Source organism: Halopenitus malekzadehii (genome assembly GCF_900108505.1).
Classification (GTDB): domain Archaea; phylum Halobacteriota; class Halobacteria; order Halobacteriales; family Haloferacaceae; genus Halopenitus; species Halopenitus malekzadehii.
Map to the genome: position 1 here is coordinate 248,081 of NZ_FNWU01000002.1, position 24,132 is coordinate 272,212.

The following is a 24,132-nucleotide window of genomic DNA, read 5'->3' on the forward strand; positions in this document are numbered from 1 at the left end:
TGTCGAGACAACGCTCGTCGACCGGTCGGACCGCCGCGGCGTGTCCGCCGGTCGACGTCGAACCGACCTCGATCCACCATGCAACAGTACCTCGATCTCGTCGACGAGACCCTCTCGGAGGGCGTTTATAAGCCGAACCGCACGGGCGTGGACACGATCGCGAACTTCAGCGGCGGGTACACCGTCGATCTGGCGGAGGGGTTCCCGCTGTTGACCACCAAGAAGCTGGACGGCTACCGATGGAACTCGCTCATCCACGAGGTCCTCTGGTACCTCTCGGGTGAGGAACACGTCCGAAACCTTCGAGAACACACCGCGATCTGGGACGCCTGGGCCGACGAGGAGGGGCGGCTCGACACGGCCTACGGACGGTTCTGGCGGCGTTATCCGGTTCCCGAGGACGGGCTAGCGGGCGAGAGTTGGCCCGAGGACGCACACCGGTGGGTGACCGTCGAGGAGGACGTCGACGGGACCCGTCACCGGACGTTCGACCAGATCCAGTACGTCCTCGACACCCTCGAGGAGAACCCGCACTCCCGCCGAATGGTCGTGAACGCCTGGCACCCCGCCAACGCGGCCGTCTCGACGCTGCCGCCGTGTCACTACACGTTCGTCGTGAACGTCCAGGGCGGCCGGCTCAACCTCCATCTCACCCAGCGGTCCGGCGACATCGCGCTCGGCGTCCCGTTCAACATCGCCGCCTACTCGTTGCTGGCGACGGCGATCGCTCAGCGGACGGGCTTCGAGGTCGGGGAGTTCGGCCACAGCATCGTCGACGCGCACGTCTACTGCGGGGAGGGCGATCGCGGCGCGTGGTACGCGGACAACCTCGACCGGCTGCAGGACCGGCTCGCGGACGTCGGGACGACCGACGACTACCGTGAGGTGAAGCGATGGCTCGAGGGAGTCGCACCCGACGAACCCGCCGAGAAGGAGGGCTACGACCACGTTCCGGGCCTCCTCGAACAACTCTCCCGGGAGCCGCGGTCGCGGCCACGCATCGAGATCGCCGACAAGCCGCTCGACGAACTCGCCTTCGACGACGTCGAGCTTCACGACTACGACTCCGCGGACGGGATCACGTTCGCGGTCGCGGAATGAGCGACCGACCCAACGCCGACGCGACGACTGACGGACCCGACGTCGACGTTCCCGACGACCTCACGATCTCCCTCATCGCCGCGGTGGCCGAGAACGGCATCATCGGCGATTCCGGCGGGATGCCCTGGCACTATCCGGCAGATCTTGAGCACTTTAAAAGGACGACGACGGGGCATCCCGTAACCCTCGGCCGGCGGACCTACGAGAGCATCGCGGCCCAACTCGGAGGACCGCTTCCCGACCGGGTCAACGTCGTCCTCTCGCGGTCGGATCTCGATCTTCCGGACGGCGCCGTCGGCGCCGACGGGGTTCAGGACGCGCTCGACCGTGCCGCCGCGGCTGCCGCCGACCTGGGCGTCGAAACCGTCTACGTCGCCGGTGGCGCGACGATCTACGAGGCATTCCTCCCGCTGGCGGACGAGCTAGTGCTCACGGAGATCAACGAGTCCTACGCGGGTGACACGCACTTCCCGGAGTGGGACCCCGATGAGTGGACGGAAACGGACCGTGACGAGCGCGACGAGCTCACGTTCCGGACGTACCGTCGCCGGTGAGCCGAGTCCAGCACGGACCACGAACGCCCGCCGAACTCCCCCACCTCAGATCGGGCGTACAGTCGTAGGGGGCTCCGACAGCCTTCCTGTGCTTATTTATGCCACGACTCGATAGCGTGCCGTGATGACCCCGCTTGAGCTGTCGCTCCGACTGATCGCCGGCGTATTACTCATCCTGACGAACGGCTTCTTCGTCGCGATCGAGTTTGCGCTGACCCGGGCGCGACAGTTCAGCGAGCAGGAGTTCATCGATGGCACCCCGGCCCTCGAACGGGCCTGGGAGATGACGAACAACTTGGAGATCTATCTCACGACGTGTCAAGTCGGGATTACCGCGTCCAGCATCGCAGTCGGGATCGTCGCTGAACCGGCACTAGCTGCGCTGTTCGAGCCGTATTTTGCGACGACCCCGCTTGCGTCGATCGGTGCGGGGGCCATAATCGCATTCGGAATCATCAATCTCCTGCATCTCACCCACGGCGAACAGACGCCGACCTACCTCGGCGTTGAGCGATCCCGGCTGGTGTGCCGGTACGGAGCGACGCCGCTGTACTGGTTCAACCGGCTCATCTCCCCGCTCATTACGCTCGGTGACTGGATCGCCAAAGCCACGCTCAAGCTGTTCGGGATCGAGATGACTGGGGCGTGGCTGGAAACCGAAGAGGAAATCCTCGAATCACGAGCCCAACTCCGAAACCAGTTGCACTCGCTTCTAGAGGAGGGCGAACTCCCGGAGGAGCGCCGCGACGAGGTCCTCGCGGCGCTCGATATCGACGAGCTCGCGGTCAGCGAGATACTGGTCCCGGCGAACGACATTATTGCCCTCTCAACCACCCGCACAGTCGAGGACAACTTCGACCACATCCGAAACACGCCTCACACCCGATTTCCGCTGGTGGGTGAGGAGCTGACGACGTTTCACGGGGTCGTGTACGCACCGTCGATCATCGACCACTACGAAGATCTCATAGACGGAACCATCTCCTTCACCGAGATCGCAGCACCCCCAATGACGCTCGCGGCAGAGACGAACGTCAGCGACGCGTTCGATCAGTTCCAAACCGAGGATCAGGAGCTCGCACTCGTCCTCGAGGACGGTGCAGTCGTGGGGCTCCTCACGGCGACGGATGCCCTCGAAGCGGTGATGGGCGAACTCGAGGACCCGCTCGACCGACAGTCGTCGACCTGAATCAGCACCGACGTATCCACCCACTGCAGCGATACCGACCACGATCACGGCTATTGAACTCGAAGTCGTCGAGGCCGAGCGTCGAGTGTGTCCACTTCGTGTTGGCGACAGTGCATCCCAATAGGGAGGGTTTTTCCCCGCCGAGACGCTATCGAGAGGTAATGATCGACGACGGAGTGCAGCGACGAGGTGGGCACCGATGAGGGGTAACGACCAGCAGGCGTACGACCGCGGAACCTCGCTGTTCTCCCCGGACGGTCGGATCTACCAGGTCGAGTACGCCCGCGAGGCGGTCTCGCGCGGCGCGCCGAGCGTGGGTATCCGCACCGCCGAGGGGATCGTTCTGGCCGCGATGAGCCGGACCTCCTCGCCGCTGATGGAGGCCGAAAGCATCGAGAAGCTCCACAAGCTCGATGACCACGTCGCGACGGCCTCCGCCGGCCACGTCGCCGACGCACGCAAGCTCATCGACCTGGCGCGTCAACAGACCCAGGTCAACCAGCTGCGGTACGGCGAGCCGGTCGGCATCGAGACGCTGACGAAACACGTCACCGACCACATCCAGGAGAACACCCAACTCGGGGGCACGCGCCCGTACGGCGCCGCGCTGCTCATCGGCGGGATCGAGAACGGCGAGCCGCGCCTGTTCGGCGCCGATCCCTCCGGAACCCCCCACGAGTGGAAGGCGACCGTGATCGGCGACGGCCGCGAGGAGATCCAGTCGACGCTCGAGGAGAACTGGACCGACTCGCTGACCCTCGAGGACGGCATCGAACTCGCGGTCACGGCGCTCGGCGAGTACGCCGACGACCTGACGGCGGCCGACCTCTCGATCGCGACCATCACCGAGGCGGACGGCTACCGGGTCGTGTCCGAGGAGGACATCGCGGACGTCGTGCCGGACCTGCCGGCCGACGCGGACGCCGTCGACGACGAGGAGGAGACGGCGGACGAGACGGATCCCGACGGCGCGGGCGACACCGGGACTGAAGAGGACGCCGACGACGAACCAACGGACGACGACGAACCGACGAACGACGAGTAGCCCGGACCATCGCCGGACGGTCCCGAAGATCGGAGAGGGCCGACTGCGGGACGCAAGCGCTTTTACTCGCGGGCGAGCCCTTCCGAACGAATGCGGCGATCAGTCGCGATCGGCATCGGCTGCTGTTTCGTCCTGCTCGTTGCGGGACTCACCGGAGCTATCGCTCCAACGGCTGCCGAGGGAGGCACGCCCGCCGCCGGTGGAGACGTAACCGCCGCCGCCGTCGTGGGAGGGACCGATCCCACGGGGACGACGGCGATCGGGCCGACACCCCACGATCCGCAGATCGATTCGGGCGGGTTCGAGCGGAGCGTCTTCGAGATAACGGTTCACCGTGACGGGCGCGGCGTGTGGACGCTGCGGTACGAACGCGTGCTCGAATCCGCGGACGAACGGGATTCCTTCGAGACGTTCGCGGAACGGTTTCGCACGGATGAGACCGATCTCTACCGAAACTTCCGAGCCGATGCGACCGGGCTCGTTGACGCCGGCCAGAACGCGACCGACCGGGAGATGGCCGCCGACGGATTCAGCCGTGACGCGTTCGTCCGGTCGACGATCGGCAACGACATCGGCGTCGTCGAGTTGCGGTTCACCTGGCACGGGTTCGGCGTGGTCGGGGACGGAACGGTCACCGTCGGCGACGTCTTCGAGGGCGGCTTCTACGTCGGCCCCGATCAGGAGCTCGTCTTCAAGCCGGGCGACTCGACCGCCTTTCAATCCGTCGAGCCACCTGGGACACGGTCGAACCCCGATGCGTTGACCGACAGCGTGTCCGTCACCTGGGAGGGTGAGCGCCAGTTCACCGATCGACGGCCGTGGGCGGTCTTCGCGGCCGAGAACGCGACCGATTCCGGCGAGGGGACGGCGTCCGGCGGAAGCGACGCCCCCGACTCCCCGACGATCGGAACCGAGCGGTCGAGAAACGACTCGGGATCCGGAACCGGATCGGAGGGCGGGATGACGACTGGGCCGGCCGGCGGACCCGAGGAGATGGACGACGGCGGCACCGGATGGGTGCCGATCGTGGCGGCTCTCGGCGTCGTCGGACTGCTCCTCGGCGTCGTCATCCGACGCCGTCTCCACGACGACCCGTCCGGCACACCGGCGACGACCCCGTCGGTGACCGACCGGAACGTGGGCGGCAAGGGTCCAGCCACAACCCGGACTGCCGACGGCCTCGAGGACCCCGACCATATCGGCGGGCCGGACGATACGACCGCCGATCCGGACGGGGACACTGCCGATCCGAACGGGGACACTGCCGATCCGAACCGACGATCCCACGCGCGGGAGACGACCGCCGGTGGGTCACCGGCACCCGAAGCCGAAGCCGACGACCACGATGTTCCGACCGAGACGGACGCGGAGCCGGCCGCGACGACGCCATCGATCCCCGACGAGGAGCTCCTCTCCGACGACGATCGAGTCATCCGGATCCTTCGGGAGCACGGCGGCCGGATCAAACAATCCCGGATCGTCGACCGAACGGAGTGGTCCAAATCGAAGGTAAGCGTGCTTCTCTCCGAGATGACCGACGAGGGAACCGTCTCGAAGCTTCGGGTCGGTCGCGAGAACGTCGTCAGCCTCGAGGGTCACGAACCCGACATCGCGGGGTCACCGTTCGACGATGACGGTGCGGAGACATCGACCGACGAGTCGGCGTCCGAGGAGGGGACAGACGACGGGGAATCGAACGCCGACGGGAAGTGACCACGGCCCCATCGATCCCCGAACCCTGTCCCCAGGCCCCACACCACGCGTCGTCTCGCGCCGCTTTTAGGCCCCGAGCGTCCATCGCGGATAATGAGTTATCGGATCGGTCTGGTCGGCAAGCCCTCGGTGGGCAAATCGACCTTCTTCAATGCGGCGACGATGAACGACGTTCCCGAGGGTGCCTACCCGTTCACGACGATCGACCCGAGCGTGGGCGAGGCGTACGTCAGGGTGCCGTGTGCGGCGCCGGAGTTCGATGAGACCTGTACGCCGAACGTCGGCGTCTGTCGGTCGGGAACGCGCTTCGTCCCGATCCGGCTCGTCGACGTCGCCGGGCTCGTTCCGGGCGCACACGAGGGGCGCGGCCTCGGGAACCAGTTCCTCACCGATCTGAACGAGACGGACGTGCTGGTCCACGTCGTCGACTTCTCAGGGACGACCGACATCGAGGGCGAGGCGACCGAGGGACACGACCCCCGCGAGGACATCGACTTCCTCGAGGAGGAGCTCGACCAGTGGTACCTCGACGTCCTCGAGAAGGGGATCGACAAGTACGAGACACGGTACCACGGTTCGGAGGCGGCGATCGAGGTCGAACTCGCAGAGCAGCTCTCCGCGTTCGGGATCACGAAGGACGGGGTCAAGCAGGTGATACTTGCCGAGGGACTCGAACTCGACCCCGAGACGTGGGACGACGCCGACCGTGAGGAGCTCGCGCGGGAGATCCGCAAGCGGACCAAGCCGATGATCGTCGCGGCCAACAAGATGGACACGCCGGCGGCACAGGACAACTGGGAGGCGATCACGACCGATCCCGACTACGACCACCTCACGTTCGTCTCGACGAGCGCTCACGCGGAGAAGGCGCTCAAGAACGCCGACGAGTCCGGCGCGATCGACTACACCGCGGGCGACGACGGCTTCGAGGTGCTCGCGGACCTCGACGACGAGCAGGCCGCCGGCCTCGACCGGATCGCGGAGTTCCTCGATGAATACGGCGGTACCGGCGTTCAGACGTCGCTCGAGGCCGCGGTCTTCAACGTGCTCGGCTGCATCGCGGTCTTCCCCGGTTCGGCGAACGGGCCGACCGACGAGAAGGGCGTCTTCCGGGACTGCTTCATCCTCCCGGAGGGGTCGACGACGGAGGACTTCGCCTTCCACATCCACTCGGACATCGGCGAGGGACTTCTTCACGGGCTCGACTGTCGGGCGGACAGACAGGTATCGAAGGATCACGAACTCGAACATCGCGACGTGATCGAGCTGGTCTCCACGAAGCAGGCCGCACCGTAGGTCCTGAAGACCCCGAGACCCTGAAGACCCCGAAGACGGTCCCGGGAAGTTCTTAACCGGCGGGGACGAAGCCGGCGGCGTGCAACCGGTCGAACGGTCCACGGTCGAAGGCGTCGATTACGGCTGGGTGATGCAGACGACGTTCGTCGTCACGATCCTCGTCGGCGCCCCGATCGTCGCGCTGGCGTCCACGCAGGTCGCGCTTCCGACGTGGGGCGCCCGCGTCGCCTTCGCGATCCGCGTCGGCGCACCAGTCTGGTTCGTGACAGCGATCGCCGTCTACACGTACGCGAAACGGACGAAGGCCGGCGACGTCGTCGACGCTGACTGATCGGCGTCGATGTCGTTTGGGAGCCAAACGATTTCGACGATCGTCGACCTACACTTCCACGATGAACCGATAGAATGAGGTGTCGGCTGGGGAAATGGCCGGACAAGGATGTTCGACAGGGTTCTCGTGGCGAACCGCGGAGAGATCGCGGTTCGGGTGATGCGCGCGTGCGAGGAGCTGGGGATCGAGACCGTCGCGGTCTACAGCGAGGCCGACGCCGACGCCGGCCACGTCCGGTACGCCGACGTCGCCTACACCGTCGGGCCCGCGCGGGCGGCCGACTCCTACCTCGATCAGGAGGCGATCCTCGAGGCGGCTCGCGCGGCCGACGCGGACGCGATCCACCCAGGATACGGCTTTCTCGCGGAGAACGCGGCCTTCGCCGAGCGCGTCGAGGCGGCCGACGGGATCACGTGGATCGGCCCGTCGGCGGCCGCGATGGAACGCCTCGGGGAGAAGACCCAGGCCCGTCGCGTGATGCAGACGGCCGACGTACCGATCGTCCCCGGAACCACCGAACCGATCGCGGACGCGGACGCGGTTCGTGCGTTCGGTGAGGAGCACGGCTACCCCGTTGCGGTCAAGGCCGAGGGCGGCGGCGGCGGACGCGGGATGAAGGTCGTCGAGAGCGCCGACGAGGCCGACGACCAGCTGGAGTCGGCAAAACGGGAGGGTGAAGCCTACTTCTCGAACGACTCCGTCTACCTCGAGCGATATCTCGACTCCCCACGACACGTCGAGGTACAGATCATCGCCGACGGCGACGGAACCGTGGTCCATCTCGGCGAGCGGGACTGCTCGCTCCAGCGCCGCCACCAGAAGGTGGTCGAGGAGGGGCCCTCCCCCGCGCTCTCGCCTGCACTCCGGGCCGACATCGCCGAGGCGGCGCGACGCGGCGTCGCCGCCGCTGACTACACCAACGCGGGGACCGTCGAGTTCCTCGTCGAGGAGAATCCCGACCGCGACCCCGACGAGCCGCTCGGACCCGACACCGACTTCTACTTCCTCGAGGTGAACACCCGGATCCAGGTCGAACACACCGTGACCGAGGCGCTCACCGGGGTCGACATCGTGGCCGAGCAGATCCGCGTCGCGGCCGGCGAGGGCCTCTCGATCGACCAGGACGACGTCGACCTCGACGGCCACGCGATCGAGTTCCGGATCAACGCGGAGAACGCCGCCGACGAGTTCGCGCCGGCCAGCGGCGGTCGGCTCGAAACCTACGACCCGCCCGGCGGGATCGGCGTCCGCGTCGACGACGCGCTCAGGCAGGGTGACGAACTCGTCACCGACTACGACTCGATGGTGGCGAAGCTGATCGTCTGGGGGTCCGACCGTGAGGAGTGTCTCGATCGGTCGCGACGCGCGCTCGCCGAATACGACGTCGAGGGCGTCACCACGATCATCCCGTTCCATCGGCTGATGGTCGAGGACGACCGCTTTCGCGACGGGACTCACACCACGACCTACCTCGACGAGTCCCTCGATCCCGACCGGATCGACGCGGCCCAGGACCGCTGGGGCGATGGGACGCCGGTCGAGGACGCGGACGCGGACACGACACCCGATGCGGACGACGTCGAGACCAGCGAGCGCGAGTTTACCGTCGAGGTGAACGGCAAACGCTTCGAGGTCGCCCTCGAGGAGCGGGATGCCCCCGCCATCCCCGCGATCGAGGACCTCGCGGACGCCGGCGCGACCGCATCCGGTGGCCGAACCGGCGCCGGCGGACCCGGTCGCCCGCCCCACGTCGGCCCCAGTGACGCCGATGGCTCGTCCGGGGCCGGCGGCGACACCGGAACGACGGACGACGCGGTCGAGGGTGTCGAGGGCGGCGAGGCGATCGACGCCGAGATGCAGGGAACGATCCTCTCGGTCGATGTGACCGAGGGCGATGCGGTTGCCGCCGGCGAGGTCGTCTGCGTGCTGGAGGCGATGAAGATGGAGAACGACGTCGTCGCCGAGCGCGGCGGCACGGTCGCGAGCGTGCACGTCACCGAGGGGGACAGCGTCGATATGGGCGACCCCCTCGTCGTGCTCGAGTGAGACGCCGGCGAGGGCGTCGACGCCACTCCGACTCCACCCCCGGCCACGTCCCTGCTCGGTCCCCTACTCGACCCCGGACCGATCGCCGGTGAGCCGGTCGAGTTCGGTGAGGTACTCCTCACGGGGGACCTGGTACGGCTCGTGGTAGTCGACCGCGCCGTCGGCGAACCCCGCCGCGAGGTCGACGAGCGCGTCGACGGCCGCCTCGCGATCGTCGTACGTCTCGGCGGTGACCTCGACCTCCGGCTCGAGGAACAACACGATGTGCCACTCGTCGGTCTGGTACTGGCCCGCTCCGGGACGGGGGTCGCGCGAGCCGTTGGTCAGGTAGATCGTCGGCAGACACGCGGCCGGAAAGTCGTCCTCGGTGAACACGTCGGGCCGAAACGCGACGATCGCGCGCCCGTTCGGCTCCTCGTTCCAGACGCGCCAGCCATCGGGGAGATCGGGAAGACTCATACTGCCCGTTGATCGCGAACGGTTGAAAGCCCCGCGTTCGCCAGAGTACGTCCGTCGCGATCGGTCACCGACGCGAACGCCCGGCACCGGCCGGTCATCGATCCACACCGATCCGAGCCGGGTCGACGATCCCCCGATCGGCTAGCGCCAGGGCGCCAAGCCCGATCGTCACGAGCAGGAACGCGAGCAGCGACAGCCGAGGGATCGTGAAGACGCCGAGCCCACGCCACTGGACCGCGGTACAGGCCCCGTCGAGCCCACAGGTCGCACTCGGAGCCAGCTGGAGCCAGACGTGGGACGCCGACACGCCGATCCCGAGGACGGCGATCGGAAGGGTGGTCCGCCACGTTCCGACCCGACCCTCGAGGGTGCCGACGCCGAGGATCACGACGAGCGGATACATCAGGATCCGCTGGTACCAACAGAGTTCGCAGGGCACGAGTCCCAGTCCCTCGCTGAACCAGAGGCTGCCGGTCGTGGCGACCACGGCTACGATCGCACAGCCGCCGAGGACGGAGCGGGTGCGCATATCCACGATCGAACCGGCGTCGGCATAAAGGATCCAGAACGCCGCCGCCGACCGTCGCGATCTCCACAGAAGAATGCTCGGTCAGGGATTTGAACCCTGGTCGTCGGCTCGAAAGGCCAACATGATTGGCCGGACTACACCAACCGAGCGTCGGCATTCGGAGGGAATGGCGGGACCCTAATAAATCCCTTCAATCGCGTTCGCCGTGTGGGTTGGACACAGCCCTTCGACGACGCCCTCACGACGCCGACGGCCCGGAACGATTCCGGCGGCGCTCGTCACTTGCCCTCGAACTCGGGTTCCTCGTCGCTCATAAAGGCGGTCATTCCGGTCATCACGTCCTCCGTGCTCATCAGCTGGCCGAACGCCTGTGCCTCGACGGCCAGTCCGGCCTCGGCGTCGGTGCGTCCCGCGTGGATCGCTCGCTTCGTGTACCGCTGTGCGATCGGCGGGCCGGCGGCGAGGTCGGCGGCGAACGCGATCGATCGGTCCTCGAAGTCACCGGGGTCGACGACCTCGTTGAGGAAGCCGTATTCCGCCATCGTCTCGGCGTCGTATCGGTCGGCCGTGAGTATGATCTCCTTCGCCCGCCCCTCACCGACGATCCGGGGGAGTCGCTGGGTTCCACCCCATCCGGGCATAATCCCGAGGTTGTGCTCGGTCTGCCCGAACTCCGACCCCGCCGACGCGATCCGGATGTCCGCGGTGGCTGCCAGCTCCATCCCGCCGCCGAGACAGTACCCGTCGATCCCGGCCACGACCGGCATATCGATCCGCTCGAGTCGACCGAAGACTTCCTGACCCCGCTTCGAGAGTTCCGTGATCTCGATCGGGTCAGCCCCGCCCGCGGCGATGCTCTGGACGTCCGCGCCGGCCGAGAAGGCCCGATCGCCGGCACCGGTAACGAGGACGGCGCGTGCGTCATCGTTCGCGGCCAACTCATCGATCGCGGCGTCGAACTCGGTCAGCAGGTCCTCGGTGATCGTGTTCATCCGGTGGGGACGGTCGATCGTGACTCGGCCGACGCCCTCGTCGGTGACGCGAACGTCGAGCGTCTCGTAGTTCGTCCCCGGATCGGGATCGGCCGCGTCATCCGAGTTCGCGTAAAAACCCCCTCGATCGGCGGTCTCGATCAACTCGTCGGTCGGCCGGTATCGGTCGGCGCCCGTCTTCTCGTACCGATCTCGCAGGACTTCGAGCACCATCCCGATACCTGCCTCGTCGGCCAGCCGTGCCGGTCCCTGGGGAAAGCCGGCCCCGAGCGTGACCGCTTCATCGATCGCCTCGACATCGGCGACGTCGCGTTCGATCAGCCCGGCAACCTCGTTGGCCATCACCGCAAGCAGCCGGTGACGGATCGTGTCGTCACCGGCGTCGGCGGGGATCGTGGCACCGTCGTTCTCGTAGTCGTAGAAGCCGACGTCCGACTTCCTGCCGAGTTCGTCGGCCTCGACCCGCTCGACGATCAGCGGAGACGGCCGATACGCGTCGCCAAGTTCCTCCTGGAGGTATTTGAGAACGTGATAGGCGACGTCGATGCCGATCCGATCCGCGAGCTCGAAGGGCCCCATCGGAAGCCCGATGTCGAACGTCGCCGTCGAATCGACCGCCGCCATCGTCGCGTCGCCGTCGTTGACGATCCACGCGGCCTCGTTCAACAGCGGCACGAGGACCCGGTTCACGATGAATCCGGGACTGTCCTTGCGAACGCGGACCGGCGTCTTCCCGAACGACTCCGCGAGTCCCTCGATCAGTTCGAGAACGTCCGGATCCGTGTGTGCGCCGGCGATCACCTCGACGAGTTCCATCCGAACGGGCGGGTTGAAGAAGTGCATCCCGCAGAACCGCGCCGGTCGGTCGGTCAGTTCCGAGAGATCGGTGATCGAAATGCTGGAGGTGTTCGACGCGAAGACGGCGTCCTCGGGCGCGTATCGTTCGACCTCCGTGTAGACGTCCGTTTTGATCTCCAGCGTCTCGGGCACCGCCTCGATCACGACGTCGGCGTCTTCGACGGCCGCCTCCACGTCGACGAGCGGCGTGACCCGGTCGAGCGCCGCCTCGGCCTCGGCGTCGGTGAGACGGTCCTTCTCGGCCAACTTCCCGAGCGACCACTCGATGCGCTCGTAGCCGTTGTGAACGAACTCCTCGGTGATGTCCCGCATCCGGACCTCGTAGCCGGCCAGCGCGGCCAGCTCGGCGATCCCGTGCCCCATATTCCCCGCACCGAGAACCGTCACCTGATCGACGTCGGCGAGTCGCATACTCGGTCGGTCGCTCCGTGCTCGGTTCAACGTTTTCCCTCGACGGGCGACGGCAGCGAGGCACGGACGAAACCGTGATGCGCGCCGAGCGACTACCACGCGCTTGTGAATTCGGATCCACTTCCGTCGGCGGTGGAGGAGACGCTCCGGGCGGACCCGGTCGTGAGCCAGCTCATCGATCGCCACGGGCCGTTACACGTTACGCCCGCCGAGGAGCCGTTTCGGCGGCTCTGTACATCGATCATCAACCAACAGCTCTCGACGGCCTCCGCCGACGCCATTCGAACACGGACGTTCGACGTGCTCGGGGGTGCCGTCACGCCGGAGACGGTGCTGGCGGGTGACGAGGAATCGCTCCGAGAGGCGGGGCTGAGCGCGACGAAGGTCGAGTACCTCCGGTCGGCGGCCGAGGCGTTTCGTGATCGCGATCTCACGCCGTCAGGGCTCGCGGACGCGACTGACGAGGATGCGATCGCCGAGCTCACCCGGATCCGCGGAGTCGGGGACTGGACCGCGCGGATGTACTGCATCTTCGTGCTCGGGCGCGAGGACGTGCTGCCGCTCGGGGACCTCGCCGTGCGGAAGGGGATCGAGCAGCTGTATGCGGACGGTGACGACCTCTCGCGAGGGGAGATGCGGGAGATCGCGGAGCCGTGGCGACCCTACCGGAGCTACGGGACGCGATACGTCTGGGCATCCTACGAACGGTGAAGCGAACAGCCGGTATCGGGGGTCTGGACGTCGCCGGGCCAGAGATCACACGCGACGCCGGACCAGGAACCACACGCGACGGGGATACCGGACACCCGCGATCCGTCGCGCGACGACGGCTAGGTCACGCGGCGGCGTGTGTCGTGATCGGGTATATACCTACGTCCCAGCGACGGTTCGAACGGTCGCGTTACGTGAGGGGACGGGGCGAACGCGAACGTCGAGTCACTCCTCGAGGAGCTCGGGATCCTCGGCGTCGGATCGGTCGTCGTCGACGCGCTTGCGGACGTCGACCCGGTAGTGTTCGAGGATGTCGCGACCGAGCAGCAGCGGGTACTCCATATGGCCGCGATCCTCGACGCTTGCCGTGACGGTGTGCTGGGTGCCGCCGATCCCGATCACCAGATCGACGACCGGGCGCGCCTTGCCGGATTTGTTGCTGCCGGATTTGACCCGCGTCATACTCTTTATCGGGCCGGCGCCGATCTCGGCGGCCAGCGAGGTGTCGATGCTCGTTCGGGTGGCGCCGGTGTCGGACTTGGCGAGCGCCTGGACGGATCCCGACGTCCCCGTGGCGACGACCTCCTCGATGTAGCCGATGATCGGCGTGTCCTCGAAGAGGGATTTCGACACCGGCGGTGCACACGAGGGACGGGAATCGTCGAGGGTGCCGGCGAGCATCTCGACTCGGTCCTCGTCGACGGTGCCGCCGACCTTCTCGATCGCAAGTTTGGCGATGTGGGGGGCCGGCGAGACGCCGGTCGCTTCGAACAGTCCTTTGAATCCGGCGGTCGGATTCACTTCGAGGACGTACCAGCCGTCGTATCCCTCGATGAGGTCGACGCCGGCGTAATCGAGCCCCATCACCTCGGAGGCATAGAGGGCCATCTCGGCGGCTTCATCGGGCATATCATCGAGTGCGTTCTCGACGTCGCCGCCGAGGGCGACGTTCGTTCGCCAGTCGCCCTCCGGGGCGTACCGGTACATCGCGCCGACGATCTCGTCGCCGACGACGTAGACGCGGAGGTCACGATGGTCCTCGTCGTCGCGCTCGATCAGGCGTTGGAGGAACGCCTGCCGGTTTCCGACCTTGGGGTTGACCGGTTCGGTCAGGTCTACCTTCCAGGTGCCGCCGCCGTGAGTGCCGATCGCGGTCTTGTAGACGCCGACGTCGCCGAACCGCTCGCGGCCCTGGTTGAGCCGTTCGTTCGAGAGCGCGAGCAGGGCGTCCGGAACCGGCACGTTCCAGTCGGCGAGCGTCGCCGCGGCCGCGAACTTGTGTATCGCGGCGAGGACGGCATCGGGCTCGTTCAGCATCGGCCGGATGCGCTCGAAGGTGGTCGCAAGCCCCAGGTGTTCGGCGGGCTGATCGGTGTTCGAGAGCAACAGCCGGTTGAGGACCACGTCGACGTCGGGCTCGATGCTGACGTGCCCGTCGGTGACCTCGATCGCGGTGTTCTCCTTGCGCAGCCAGAACGGCTCGTGGCCGAGGTCCTCGATGGCGTTCAGGATCGCCTTCGTCTCCTTGCTGTTGTGTAACGACAATACCCCGACGCGAGCGGTGTCCCCGGTCATCGATCGATTGGTCGGCGGGATCCGGGTAAAAACATCCGGTATCAATCGTGATATCGGAGTGGTCGCGAAGGCGGAGTATCGTGGCGATTCGTCGCATCGCACCATCGAGGCGCCCGCAAAACGTGCTCTCGAAACGTTCTGGGGGACGTCGAGAACGGGGTCGGCACGATGACGTCTCCACGACGGCATATATATACCGCCGCCGGCGCTCGGGGACGTATGAGCGACGACGAAGCCTTCACCTATAACGGGGGGCGAGTCGGGTCTGGCGAGCGGCAGAACATCCGGTACGGGATCAGCGAAACCTATCTCGGGGACCCCGTCCGCATCCCCGTCACCATCATCAACGGTGCGGATCCCGGCCCGACGGCGTTCCTGTCGGCTGCGGCCCACGGTGACGAGCTCAACGGCATTGAGGTCGTCCGCGAGGTCGCAAACGAGTGGGACCTCTCGGAGTTGGCCGGCACGCTCGTGTGTCTCCCGGTGTTGAACGTCCCCGGGTTCCTCGCCCAACAGCGGTATCTCCCGGTCTACGACCGCGACCTCAACCGGTCGTTCCCGGGCAAGGAGGGATCGACGAGCTCGAAGCGGATGGCCCACCGTATCTTCACGAACTTCATCGAGCCCTGCGATATCGGGCTCGATTTTCACACCTCGACCCGCGGACGGACGAACATGCTTCACGTGCGCGCGGACATGGCCGATCCGGACGTCCACCGACTCGCGCTGTCGTTCGGATCGAACGTCGTGATCGACAGTGAGGGCCCGAGCGGGACGCTCCGCGGAGAATCGACCGCTGCCGGGATCCCGACGATCACGATCGAGATGGGGGAGGCGCATCGGTTCCAGCGGGGCTTGATCGACGAGGCGCTCGCGGGCGTCGATTCGACGTTCGCCGAGTACGGCCTCCGTGAACGGTCCGCGGTTCGCTGGCCGGGCTGGCGCACGATCATCTCGGGGTCAGACGAGAAGACCTGGATACGAGCTGACGACGGGGGGATCGTGGATATGCACTACGAGCGCGGATCGTTGGTCCACGAGGGGGACCGGATCGCGACGATCACCAACCCGTTCAAGGATGACGACGCCACCGTCGAGGCGCCGTTCACGGGGCTGCTCGTCGGGATCCTCGAAAACCCCGTCGTGTATCCCGGAAACCCGCTGTGTCATCTCGTCGAACTCGATGCCGGCGTCCGCCGGGTTATCAAACGAGAGCAGTCGGTCGCGGACGGGGCATCATCGTGAGACGATCGTCCCTCGCCGTGCGCCGATCGACGGCCCCCGCGATCGCCGCATCCACCCCCCGACGCGGGATTTATACGCTCCGATGACGTACCGCGGATCAATGGCAGACAGCGAGGACGTGGACCCGACTCCCGTCCCGCGACCCGAGGAACTCGAGACGTTCTTTCACCTAGTGGAGGTCCGCCGTGACGGTGAGACGATCCGGTACGTCGGCGAATCACTCGTTCCGGAGCGTGCGTTCCTCGATCGCGTCGCGCCGGCGTTCTACGAGGCGGGCTACGAGATCGACATCCGGCAGGTGGAGGGCGGTCACGTCCTCCTCGCGCGGCCGATCGGAACCCGTCCGGACGGGATCCCGTGGACCAACCTCGGACTCCTGATCGCGACGGTCCTCACGACGCTGTTCGTCGGTGCCTACGGGTGGTATTACGTCCCGCTGTCGACGATCCGGTCGGATCCCCTCACGGTCCTGCAAGCCTGGCCGTTCACCGCGGCGGTGCTCGGTGTGTTGTTGACCCACGAGCTCGGCCACTACGCCGCCGGTCGGTATTACGACGTCAACGTCTCGTTGCCGTACGTGATCCCCTTCGTCTTCCCGTTCGGAACGCTCGGCGCGATCATCCGGATGAAGGGGCGGATCCCCTCCCGGCGGGTGCTCTTCGACATCGGGGCCGCCGGGCCGATCGCGGGCCTGCTCGCGACCGTCGTGGTGACCGCGATCGGGTTGTCGCTCGATCCGATCACCGTTCCGGAGTACGTGCTCCAGCGGTCCGGTGAGGTCATCGTGTTCAACGACCCGCCGTTGCTCTCGTGGATCGCTGACGCAATCGGCCGACCGACCGGGTACGAGGACCCGACGAAGGCGGTGCATCCGGTCGTGATCGGCGGCTGGGTCGGGATGTTCTTCACGCTGTTGAACCTGCTTCCCGTCGGTCAGCTCGACGGCGGCCATATGGCCCGGGCGATGCTCGGCGAGCGCCAGGAAACGGTCGCTGCCCTGGTTCCCGGCGCGTTGTTCTCGATCGCGGCATACCTCTACCTCGTCCTCGACTACGGGATCAACGAATCCGTGGGACTGTGGGCCTTCTGGGGACTGTTCGCCACCGCGATCGCCTTCTCGGGACCGGCGACGCCGCTCGACGAATCGGAACTCGGCTGGCCCCGACTGCTCGTCGGAATCGTGACCTTCCTCGTCGGCGCGACCTGTTTTATGCTCGTGCCGGTCCAGATAGTCGCGGCCTGAGAGCGTCAGAGGGGGCTAGTCGCTACGCTCGCTCGTCGCCGTGGGTATAGCCGCGGTCCGGAAGCGGGTCGCCGTCGACGGAGACGCCACGATCGGCCGGAACGACGGAGCCGATCCGCGTGAGGTCGACCGGACAGCGATCGATGGCGGTCTCGAGGGCCGTCTCGGGGATCGTACAGACGAGTTCGAAGTCCTCGCCGAACCGTGTCCCCGCCCGCCAGCGGTCCTCTGGCGTGTCCGTGACGTCGTCGACCGCGGGATCGATCGGCACGGCCGGTCGGTCGATCTCGACGCCGACGTCGCTTGCGGCCGCGAGCTGATGGAGGGATCGAGCCAACCCGTCCGAGGAATCCATCATCGCCGTCGCGTGAGCGGTGAGGGTGCGGCCGGCTTCGACCCGCGGCGGAAACCGGAACAGTTCGTTCGCGCGTTCGAGGCGCTCTTCGGCCTCGAACAGTTCGAGTGCGGCGGCGCTCCGGCCGAGCGTTCCGGTGACACACACCGTCTCTCCGGGGCGAGCGCCGGACCGTCGGACCGGCGCGTCGGTCTCGCCGATCGCGGTCGTCGCGGTCGTGAACTCGGTGTGCTGATCGAGATCCCCACCGACGTATCGCGCACCGACCGATTCACAGACATCCACTGCGCCGTCGATGAATGCCTCGAACGTCGCCGGATCGAACTCGACGTCGGCGTAGACGGCCACCGCGGCGGTCGCGTCCGCACCCATCGCCGCGACGTCGGAGAGAGACGCCCCGACTGCCCGCCAGCCCGCCGTGTACCGGGTCGTTCCCGCCGGAAAATCGGTCCGGTCGTGGAGCATATCCGTCGTTATCACGGTTGACCCAACGACGGCAGCGTCGTCGCCAGCGTCCGGCAGGCTCGCCGCGATCCGGGACAGCGCCTCGCGTTCGTCCATCGGGTTTCCCTCCGGTTCCGCCGTTTAAAAAGGTTCGACGGCGTCGACGGCATACCGCTCCGTCTCGATCGATGACGTGAGTGTCCCGGTGGCCGGAACCGGGAGTGAAACCGCTTCACACGGCGGCTTCTCGAGACGATGCCTTTAACCCTAACAGGGAAGAATCACTCCCCAATGGTAAGTCTCTACGACGTCCCGGCGGACGCCCTCATCGAGGAGGCGGCCGACCGACTCGCGGACCGCATCGACGAGCCCGAGTGGGTTCAGTTCACGAAGACCGGCGCCGACCGCGAGCTGCCCCCCGAGCAGGAGGACTTCTGGTTCGTCCGCTCGGCGAGCCTGCTCCGCAAGGTGGCGACGAACGAGCCGATCGGTCTCGAACGCCTCGCGACCGAATACGGCGGCAAAAAGCGCGGATCGAACCGCTACGTGGTCTCCCCCGGTGCACACACCGGCGGCTCCCGAAAGATCATCCGCACCTCGTTGCAGGCTCTGGAGGAGGAGGGACTCGTCGAAACCGCCCAGGGCGAGGGTCGCCGCGTCACCGACGAGGGCCACACCTTCCTCAACGAGGTCGCCGAGTCGGTCTTCGAGGACCTCGACCGCCCCGAACTCGAGCGATACGCCTAACTCCGTGCTATGAACGTCGGAAAGGTACTCGAAGGGGAGGCGCTCACGCCGCGACAGATGGGGATCATCTGTGTCGTCTGGCTCGCGATCGTCATCGTGACCGCGGTCGGGCTGGCCTTCTTCGTCTGATCGGACGGCTGGCCGACACGGCGGACACGATCGGATCGACGCGGTCGGCAACCACGTATTCTCACCGCTGCCGGATCGATCGGTCACGGTCCCTGTGTACTCGATCGTCGTCGACGTCGCAAAAAAACGGAGCGCCAAAGAGGAACGGTCCCGATAGTCGCACCACCGACTCTGAGCCGGGGTCACCCGGTCAGAACGTCTCGAGGTACCGGTCCTCTTCCCACTGGGAGACCTGCGTCAGGTATTCGCTGAACTCCTGATTCTTCGCCTCGGGGAACTTCTCGGCGGTATGGGGTCCGAGCGCGTCGAGGACGACGTCGTCGTCCTCCAGCGCTTCGACGGCCCGTCCGAGGTTCGGCGGGAGCGTCTCGATCCCGTACTCCTCGCGCTTCTGTTCGTCGAACTCGTAGATGTCCTCACGGACCGGGTCGCCGGGGTCGGCGTCGTTTTTGATCCCGTCGAGCCCGGACGCGATGAGCGTCGCGAGCGCGAGGTAGGGGTTACACGACGGATCGGGACTGCGAACCTCGAAACGCGCGGAGACGCCGGCGGCGTCCGGAACGCGGATCAGCGCCGAACGGTTCGTGTCCGACCAGGCGACGTAGATCGGCGCCTCGTAGCCGGGGACGAGCCGCTTGTAGGAGTTCACGGTCGGGTTCGTCACGGCCGTGAACGCGGGGGCGTGGTTCAGGAGTCCGCCCATAAACTGGTAGGCCGTCTCGCTCAGATTGAACTCGTCGGCGTCGTCCGCGAAGGCGTTGTTGCCGTCCTCGTCGAACAGCGAGATGTGGGTGTGCATCCCGGAGCCGTTGATCTCCGCGATGGGCTTCGGCATGAAGGTCGCGTGCAGGTCGTGCTGTTCGGCGACCGCACGGACGACTGCGCGGAACGTGACGATGTTGTCCGCCGTCGAGAGCGCGTCGTCGTACTTGAAGTTGATCTCGTGTTGTCCCTCGGCGACCTCGTGGTGGCTCGCCTCGATCTCGAAGCCCATCTTCTCGAGGGTGAAGATGATCTCCTTGCGGACGTCGGAGGCAAGGTCCTTGGGTGCGAGGTCGAAGTAGCCGCCGTTGTCGTGGGGGATCGTCGTCGCGTTCCCCTCGTCGTCCTTCTCGAACAGGAAGAACTCCGGCTCGGGGCCGATGGAAACGGAATATCCCATCTCTTCGGCCTCCGCAAGGACCGACTTGAGAACCTGCCGCGGTCCGCCGATGAAGGGCTCGCCATCGGTATCGACGATGTCGCAGACGAGCCGGGCGGCGCCGCCGTCGCCATCGTTGCGCCAGGGGAGCACCGCGAACGTCTCCGGATCGGGAATGAGCCGCATATCGGACTCCTGGATCCGGACGAAGCCCTCGATCGAGGAGCCATCGAAGTAGATCCCCTCGGTCAGCGCCTTCTCGGCCTGATGGGCCGGGATGGAGACGTTCTTGACGACGCCGAGGATGTCGGTGAACTGGAGCCGGAGGAAGTCGATGTCCTCCTCGTCGATGCGGTCGAGGACTGCCTGGTCGTCGGCGGAGAGGCCGCCGTCGGGCGTAGTGTGTTCGTCCGTCATTTTCTGGACACCCCAACCGAATATCCCTAGTATAAAGGTCTTGTCGATTGGTGCATAACCCGCCGACCCGCGATCGGAATTGGATATTCGTAAAGTTCTAATCCCCCTAGGACGTGATACGGTGTAATGACGTACGAAAACCTCGATGCCAAGCTGATAAACGCACTCTTGGGCAACGGTCGGGCAAGCCTGCGAAGCCTCGGCGAGGATCTCGACGTGTCCGTCACGACCGTCTCGAACCACCTCAACGACCTCGAGGACGAGGGCGTCATCGACGGCTACACGCCGATCGTCGATTACGGAAACCTCGGCTACGACGTCACCGCGATCGTGCAGCTCAAGGTCGAAGGGGATGCGCTTCCGGAGATCACCGAGCGACTGCGAGCGGAGAAACGGATGATCTCCGTCTATGAGGTCACCGGCGACTACGACGTCATCGCGGTCGGTAAGTTTGAGGACACCGACGGGATGAACGATCAGATCAAGTCGCTGCTCACGGACGCGGACATCCGCGAGTCGAACACGTCCGTCGTGTTGAACGCGGTGACCGAGAACGAACAGTTCGAGCTCAAGCTGAACGACTGAACGACTGGCTAGTGAACTACGCTACCGCGTCGTCGTCGGGAACGTCATCACCGGCATCCTCGGGAGCAGCATCGTCGACGCCGTCGAAATCGTCCTCGAAGACGAACGTTCCGTTCCGCTGAATCACCTCGCCGTCGACCTCGAGGGTCGAATCTTCGCTCATATCGACGATCATATCGACGTGTTCGGCGGACTCGTTGACCTCGTTCCCCTCGCCGACGCAGTCGTCGTAGGCCGACCCGACCGCCATATGGACGGTGTCGCCCATCTTCTCGTCGAAGAGCATATTGTACGTGAACCGATCGATCTGTCGGTTCATCCCGATCCCGAGCTCGCCGAGCCGCCGCGACCCCTCGTCGGTCTCGAGGATCGCGGTCAGCAGGTCCTCGTTGCGCCCCGCCGAGTGGTCGACGACGCGGCCGTCCTCGAAGGTGAGCCGGACGTCCTCGATCTCGCGGCCGTACCGGTACAGCGGGAGGTCGAAGTGGACGTGGCCGTCGACGCCATCGGGGACGGGTGCTGTGAAGACCTCCCCGCCGGGGAGGTTCGCCTCGCCGTAGTCGTTGAGTGCGGTGTTTCCGGCGATCGATAGCGTGATGTCCGTCTCCTCGCCCGACCGGATCCGTACCGTCTCGGCGTCGTCGAGGATCTCGACGAGATTCGACTGGAACTCGCGCTGGGCCGCCCAGTCGAGCGAGACGGCGTCGTAGACGAAGTTCTGGTACCCCTCCGTGCTCATTCCGGCGAGTTGGGCGTGTCCCGAGGTCGGCACCTGCGTGAGACACCACGTCTTCGAGAGCCGCTCCTCCTTGATCGCCTTCCGGGCGCGGTTGTAGGCCGCGTTGGTCTCGGGGTCGACGTCGGCGCCTTCGGTGACGTTGGCACCGCCACGGGCGATGATGAAGACGTCCGTCTCCTCGTACATCGCGAGTTCGTGGGCCGCTTCCTCGAACCCGTCGGCCGCGCGCTTGAACGCGCGGCTGAACCGCTCGGCGTTCGAGATCCAGACCGGCTGTGCGCCGCGGTCCCCGCACAGTTCGGCCAACGCGACCGCGAGGTCCTCGGCCTCGGGCGGCAGCTGGATCACGACGGTGTCGCCCGACTCGATCCCCGTTGAGTGGTCGACGATCGTCTCGGCGTGTTCGCGGATCCGTGGGTCCATACCCCCGATGGCGGCTCCGATCGAATACCGGTTTCGGGTCGGTCCACCTCACTCGGCCGATTCCGGATCGTGGCTCGATAGCTCCGCGGGGAGGTCGCTCGCCTCGCCGCGGGAGAGATGGTCCCGCAGCCGGCGCGCGACGGCACGGGCCTCGACGACCTCGACCTCGGCGACGGCACGGACCAGCGCGGCGGCGCGGTCGGTTCGCGCCCGCTGCCAGGACTCCTCGCGCGATTCGTAGGTGCGAACCGCCCGCAGGAAGTCGACGCGGGAGAACTCGGGCCAGTAGGGGGCACAAAAGTAGACCGCGGCCTCGTTGCCGTTGGCGTGCCACGGCAGGAAGTTCGAGGTTCGTTCGTCACCGCCGGTCCGAACGATCAGATCGACGTCGCGGACCGGTTCGCGGTAGAGCCGGGATTCGACCTCCCGGACGTCCACCTCATCGGGGGCAAGCGACCCGCTTGCGACGTCGGTGGCGACGTCCCGGGCCGCCGTGAGCAGCTCGTTGCGGCCGCCGTAGGCGATGGCGACGTTGAGCCGGAAGCCGTCGTTGGTGGCCGTCCGGCGCTCGGCGTACTCGACCGCGCGTCTGACGCGGGTCGGGAGGCGGTCGACGGCGCCGATCGCGTGAATGCGGACGCCCTCCTCGTGAACCCGATCGGCGTCGGCGAACTCCCGGAGCTTCTCGGCCAACAGGTCGAACAACGGTTCGAGCTCCTCGTCCGGGCGGTCGAAGTTCTCCGTGGAGAACGCATAGAGTGTGAGCTCCTCGATCCCGAGGTCGCCACACCACTCCAGCACCTGTTCGGTCGTCGAGGCGCCCGCGCGGTGGCCCTCGGGGGCGTCGGCCCCGTGTTCGCGGGCGTATCGGCGGTTTCCGTCCTGGATGATCGCGACGTGTGTCGGGGTGTCGCCGATCTCGCGGCGGAGCAGCCGCTCGTAGGTCCCCTCGATCCACGATCGGGCTCGCTGCAGCACGTTCGAGACAACACGTCCGGGTGATATGTGTCTTTTGAGTGACGTGCGCGCGAACACTTAACAGACCGGAGACGAACGGATCAAGTATGTCCGATGTCCTCTCAGACGAGGAAGTCGAGCGGGGTCTCCCGGATGGATGGGAACGCGACGGCGACGAGATCGTCCGCGTCTATGAGTTCGACGACTATCTCGACGGGATTTCCTTCGTCGCCAACGTCGGCGAAGTCGCCGAGGAGGAGTTCCATCACCCGGAGATCCGGATCGGCTACGGGGAGGTCGAGGTCCGGTTTACCACCCACGAAGCCGACGGGATCACCGACAGCGATCTCCGACTCGCCGACCTCGTGAACGACGAGTACTGAGCGCCTGGCGAATGGCCGATCGTGATCACGGGACGGGTCCCACCGACGAGACTCGCGCCGCGTACGTCTTCGGCGTCACGTTACAGTTCGATCCGCCCGCAGCGACCGTCTCGCCCGACCGGATCGAGACGATCGTCCGGATCCCTGCACCCGATCCGGGACGCGAGGGATGGCTCCTGTTTCGCGATCGGCTCTGGCACGGCGAGGTAAGCGACCCCGAACGGTTTCGCCGTCCCCTCCGGGAGCGGCTCGGGCTCGAGGATGCGCCCGGGATCGAGATCGTCGACGCCTCCTTTCGCGAGCTCCGGACGGACGCGTCGTACCTGCGTGACCTGCGGGACGCCGTCGAGTCGGACCCGACTCCGTTCGCGGACGACGATCCGGACGCCGTCCTGCACGCGTACCTCGGGTCCTCGATCCACGTCCGTGAGTGATCCTCGATCCGCGTACGTGAGTGATCGTCCCCAATCCGATGCGCGGGCCATCCGCGACGGGCGTGATGATCCGGCCACCC

22 protein-coding genes, 1 tRNA gene and 1 pseudogene are annotated in these 24,132 nt (G+C 66.5%); 15 read left to right on the forward strand and 9 right to left on the reverse strand.

Annotation, left to right across the window (positions count from 1 at the left end; translation table 11 throughout):
* The first annotated feature begins 78 nt into the window (after positions 1 to 78).
* From thyA to BLW38_RS06610, 8 genes are all read left to right on the forward strand, one after another.
* A complete protein-coding gene (thyA, locus tag BLW38_RS06575; RefSeq protein ID WP_092816188.1) occupies positions 79 to 1,101 on the forward strand; it encodes a thymidylate synthase in 1,023 nt (340 codons plus the stop codon).
* Positions 1,098 to 1,655 carry a dihydrofolate reductase gene (locus BLW38_RS06580; protein ID WP_092816190.1) on the forward strand — a complete coding sequence of 186 codons (558 nt, stop codon included), beginning with the start codon at positions 1,098 to 1,100 and terminating at the stop codon, positions 1,653 to 1,655. Before thyA ends, BLW38_RS06580 begins: the two co-directional genes overlap by 4 nt.
* A 124-nt stretch (positions 1,656 to 1,779) precedes the next feature.
* The gene (locus BLW38_RS06585; protein WP_092816192.1) at positions 1,780 to 2,844 is read left to right on the forward strand and encodes a CNNM domain-containing protein; all 1,065 of its coding nucleotides are present in this window, start codon (positions 1,780 to 1,782) and stop codon (positions 2,842 to 2,844) included.
* 199 nt (positions 2,845 to 3,043) lie between these two features.
* The gene (gene psmA, locus BLW38_RS06590) at positions 3,044 to 3,889 is read left to right on the forward strand and encodes an archaeal proteasome endopeptidase complex subunit alpha (protein ID WP_092816194.1); all 846 of its coding nucleotides are present in this window, start codon (positions 3,044 to 3,046) and stop codon (positions 3,887 to 3,889) included.
* A gap of 90 nt (positions 3,890 to 3,979) precedes the next feature.
* Positions 3,980 to 5,602 carry a helix-turn-helix transcriptional regulator gene (locus BLW38_RS06595; RefSeq protein WP_092816196.1) on the forward strand — a complete coding sequence of 541 codons (1,623 nt, stop codon included), beginning with the start codon at positions 3,980 to 3,982 and terminating at the stop codon, positions 5,600 to 5,602.
* 93 nt (positions 5,603 to 5,695) lie between these two features.
* Positions 5,696 to 6,898, forward strand: a complete 1,203-nt coding sequence (locus BLW38_RS06600) for a redox-regulated ATPase YchF (protein WP_092816197.1) — start codon at positions 5,696 to 5,698, stop codon at positions 6,896 to 6,898.
* A gap of 79 nt (positions 6,899 to 6,977) precedes the next feature.
* Positions 6,978 to 7,229, forward strand: a complete 252-nt coding sequence (locus BLW38_RS06605; RefSeq protein WP_092816199.1) for a DUF5822 domain-containing protein — start codon at positions 6,978 to 6,980, stop codon at positions 7,227 to 7,229.
* 108 nt (positions 7,230 to 7,337) lie between these two features.
* A complete protein-coding gene (locus BLW38_RS06610; RefSeq protein WP_092816201.1) occupies positions 7,338 to 9,275 on the forward strand; it encodes an acetyl-CoA carboxylase biotin carboxylase subunit in 1,938 nt (645 codons plus the stop codon).
* A 63-nt stretch (positions 9,276 to 9,338) separates the two neighbouring features.
* Here the strand turns inward: BLW38_RS06610 and BLW38_RS06615 are convergent, their stop codons facing one another.
* From BLW38_RS06615 to BLW38_RS06630, 4 genes are all read right to left on the reverse strand, one after another.
* A complete protein-coding gene (locus tag BLW38_RS06615; RefSeq protein WP_092816203.1) occupies positions 9,339 to 9,734 on the reverse strand; it encodes a DUF5820 family protein in 396 nt (131 codons plus the stop codon).
* Positions 9,735 to 9,828: 94 nt separating this feature from the next.
* Positions 9,829 to 10,263 carry a disulfide bond formation protein B gene (locus BLW38_RS06620; RefSeq protein WP_092816205.1) on the reverse strand — a complete coding sequence of 145 codons (435 nt, stop codon included), beginning with the start codon at positions 10,261 to 10,263 and terminating at the stop codon, positions 9,829 to 9,831.
* Between the two features lie 74 nt (positions 10,264 to 10,337).
* A tRNA-Glu gene (locus BLW38_RS06625) sits at positions 10,338 to 10,412 on the reverse strand.
* Between the two features lie 129 nt (positions 10,413 to 10,541).
* A complete protein-coding gene (locus BLW38_RS06630) occupies positions 10,542 to 12,524 on the reverse strand; it encodes a 3-hydroxyacyl-CoA dehydrogenase/enoyl-CoA hydratase family protein (protein WP_092816207.1) in 1,983 nt (660 codons plus the stop codon).
* 105 nt (positions 12,525 to 12,629) lie between these two features.
* Between BLW38_RS06630 and BLW38_RS06635 the strand changes: the two genes are divergently transcribed.
* Positions 12,630 to 13,235 (forward strand): DNA-3-methyladenine glycosylase family protein, encoded by a 606-nt coding sequence (locus tag BLW38_RS06635; protein WP_245710089.1) that lies wholly within the window; start codon positions 12,630 to 12,632, stop codon positions 13,233 to 13,235.
* Positions 13,236 to 13,460: 225 nt separating this feature from the next.
* Here BLW38_RS06635 and BLW38_RS06640 read toward each other — a convergent pair whose 3' ends face one another.
* Positions 13,461 to 14,810: a RimK family alpha-L-glutamate ligase gene (locus BLW38_RS06640; protein WP_092816209.1), complete on the reverse strand. Its 1,350-nt coding sequence runs from the start codon at positions 14,808 to 14,810 to the stop codon at positions 13,461 to 13,463.
* A 219-nt stretch (positions 14,811 to 15,029) separates the two neighbouring features.
* Between BLW38_RS06640 and BLW38_RS06645 the strand changes: the two genes are divergently transcribed.
* A complete protein-coding gene (locus BLW38_RS06645; RefSeq protein WP_092816211.1) occupies positions 15,030 to 16,055 on the forward strand; it encodes a succinylglutamate desuccinylase/aspartoacylase family protein in 1,026 nt (341 codons plus the stop codon).
* 100 nt (positions 16,056 to 16,155) lie between these two features.
* Entirely contained in the window at positions 16,156 to 17,298 is a 1,143-nt protein-coding gene (locus BLW38_RS06650) for a site-2 protease family protein (RefSeq protein WP_092816213.1), read from the forward strand.
* A 22-nt stretch (positions 17,299 to 17,320) separates the two neighbouring features.
* Here BLW38_RS06650 and thiL read toward each other — a convergent pair whose 3' ends face one another.
* The gene (thiL, locus tag BLW38_RS06655) at positions 17,321 to 18,214 is read right to left on the reverse strand and encodes a thiamine-phosphate kinase (protein ID WP_092816215.1); all 894 of its coding nucleotides are present in this window, start codon (positions 18,212 to 18,214) and stop codon (positions 17,321 to 17,323) included.
* Positions 18,215 to 18,388: 174 nt separating this feature from the next.
* Here thiL and BLW38_RS06660 point away from each other — a divergent pair, with 174 nt between their 5' ends.
* Positions 18,389 to 18,844: a 30S ribosomal protein S19e gene (locus BLW38_RS06660; protein WP_092816217.1), complete on the forward strand. Its 456-nt coding sequence runs from the start codon at positions 18,389 to 18,391 to the stop codon at positions 18,842 to 18,844.
* A gap of 319 nt (positions 18,845 to 19,163) precedes the next feature.
* Here BLW38_RS06660 and glnA read toward each other — a convergent pair whose 3' ends face one another.
* Positions 19,164 to 20,531, reverse strand: coding sequence for a type I glutamate--ammonia ligase (glnA, locus tag BLW38_RS06665; RefSeq protein WP_092816219.1), 1,368 nt, complete (start codon positions 20,529 to 20,531; stop codon positions 19,164 to 19,166).
* A 126-nt stretch (positions 20,532 to 20,657) separates the two neighbouring features.
* Here glnA and lrp point away from each other — a divergent pair, with 126 nt between their 5' ends.
* A complete protein-coding gene (gene lrp / locus BLW38_RS06670; protein ID WP_092816221.1) occupies positions 20,658 to 21,116 on the forward strand; it encodes an HTH-type transcriptional regulator Lrp in 459 nt (152 codons plus the stop codon).
* Between the two features lie 85 nt (positions 21,117 to 21,201).
* On the opposite strand, the pseudogene BLW38_RS06675 reads toward lrp, so the two are convergent.
* A pseudogene (locus tag BLW38_RS06675) lies at positions 21,202 to 22,278 on the reverse strand (aminopeptidase); the annotation flags it as partial.
* 48 nt (positions 22,279 to 22,326) lie between these two features.
* On the reverse strand, positions 22,327 to 23,256 hold the full coding sequence (gene uppS / locus BLW38_RS06680) for a polyprenyl diphosphate synthase (protein ID WP_092816225.1): 930 nt from the start codon (positions 23,254 to 23,256) through the stop codon (positions 22,327 to 22,329).
* An 86-nt stretch (positions 23,257 to 23,342) separates the two neighbouring features.
* Between uppS and BLW38_RS06685 the strand changes: the two genes are divergently transcribed.
* Together BLW38_RS06685 and lwrS are read left to right on the forward strand one after the other, a co-directional pair.
* Positions 23,343 to 23,618 carry a 4a-hydroxytetrahydrobiopterin dehydratase gene (locus BLW38_RS06685; RefSeq protein WP_092816227.1) on the forward strand — a complete coding sequence of 92 codons (276 nt, stop codon included), beginning with the start codon at positions 23,343 to 23,345 and terminating at the stop codon, positions 23,616 to 23,618.
* An 11-nt stretch (positions 23,619 to 23,629) separates the two neighbouring features.
* Positions 23,630 to 24,052 (forward strand): LWR-salt protein, encoded by a 423-nt coding sequence (gene lwrS / locus BLW38_RS06690; RefSeq protein WP_092816229.1) that lies wholly within the window; start codon positions 23,630 to 23,632, stop codon positions 24,050 to 24,052.
* Positions 24,053 to 24,132: the final 80 nt, after the last annotated feature.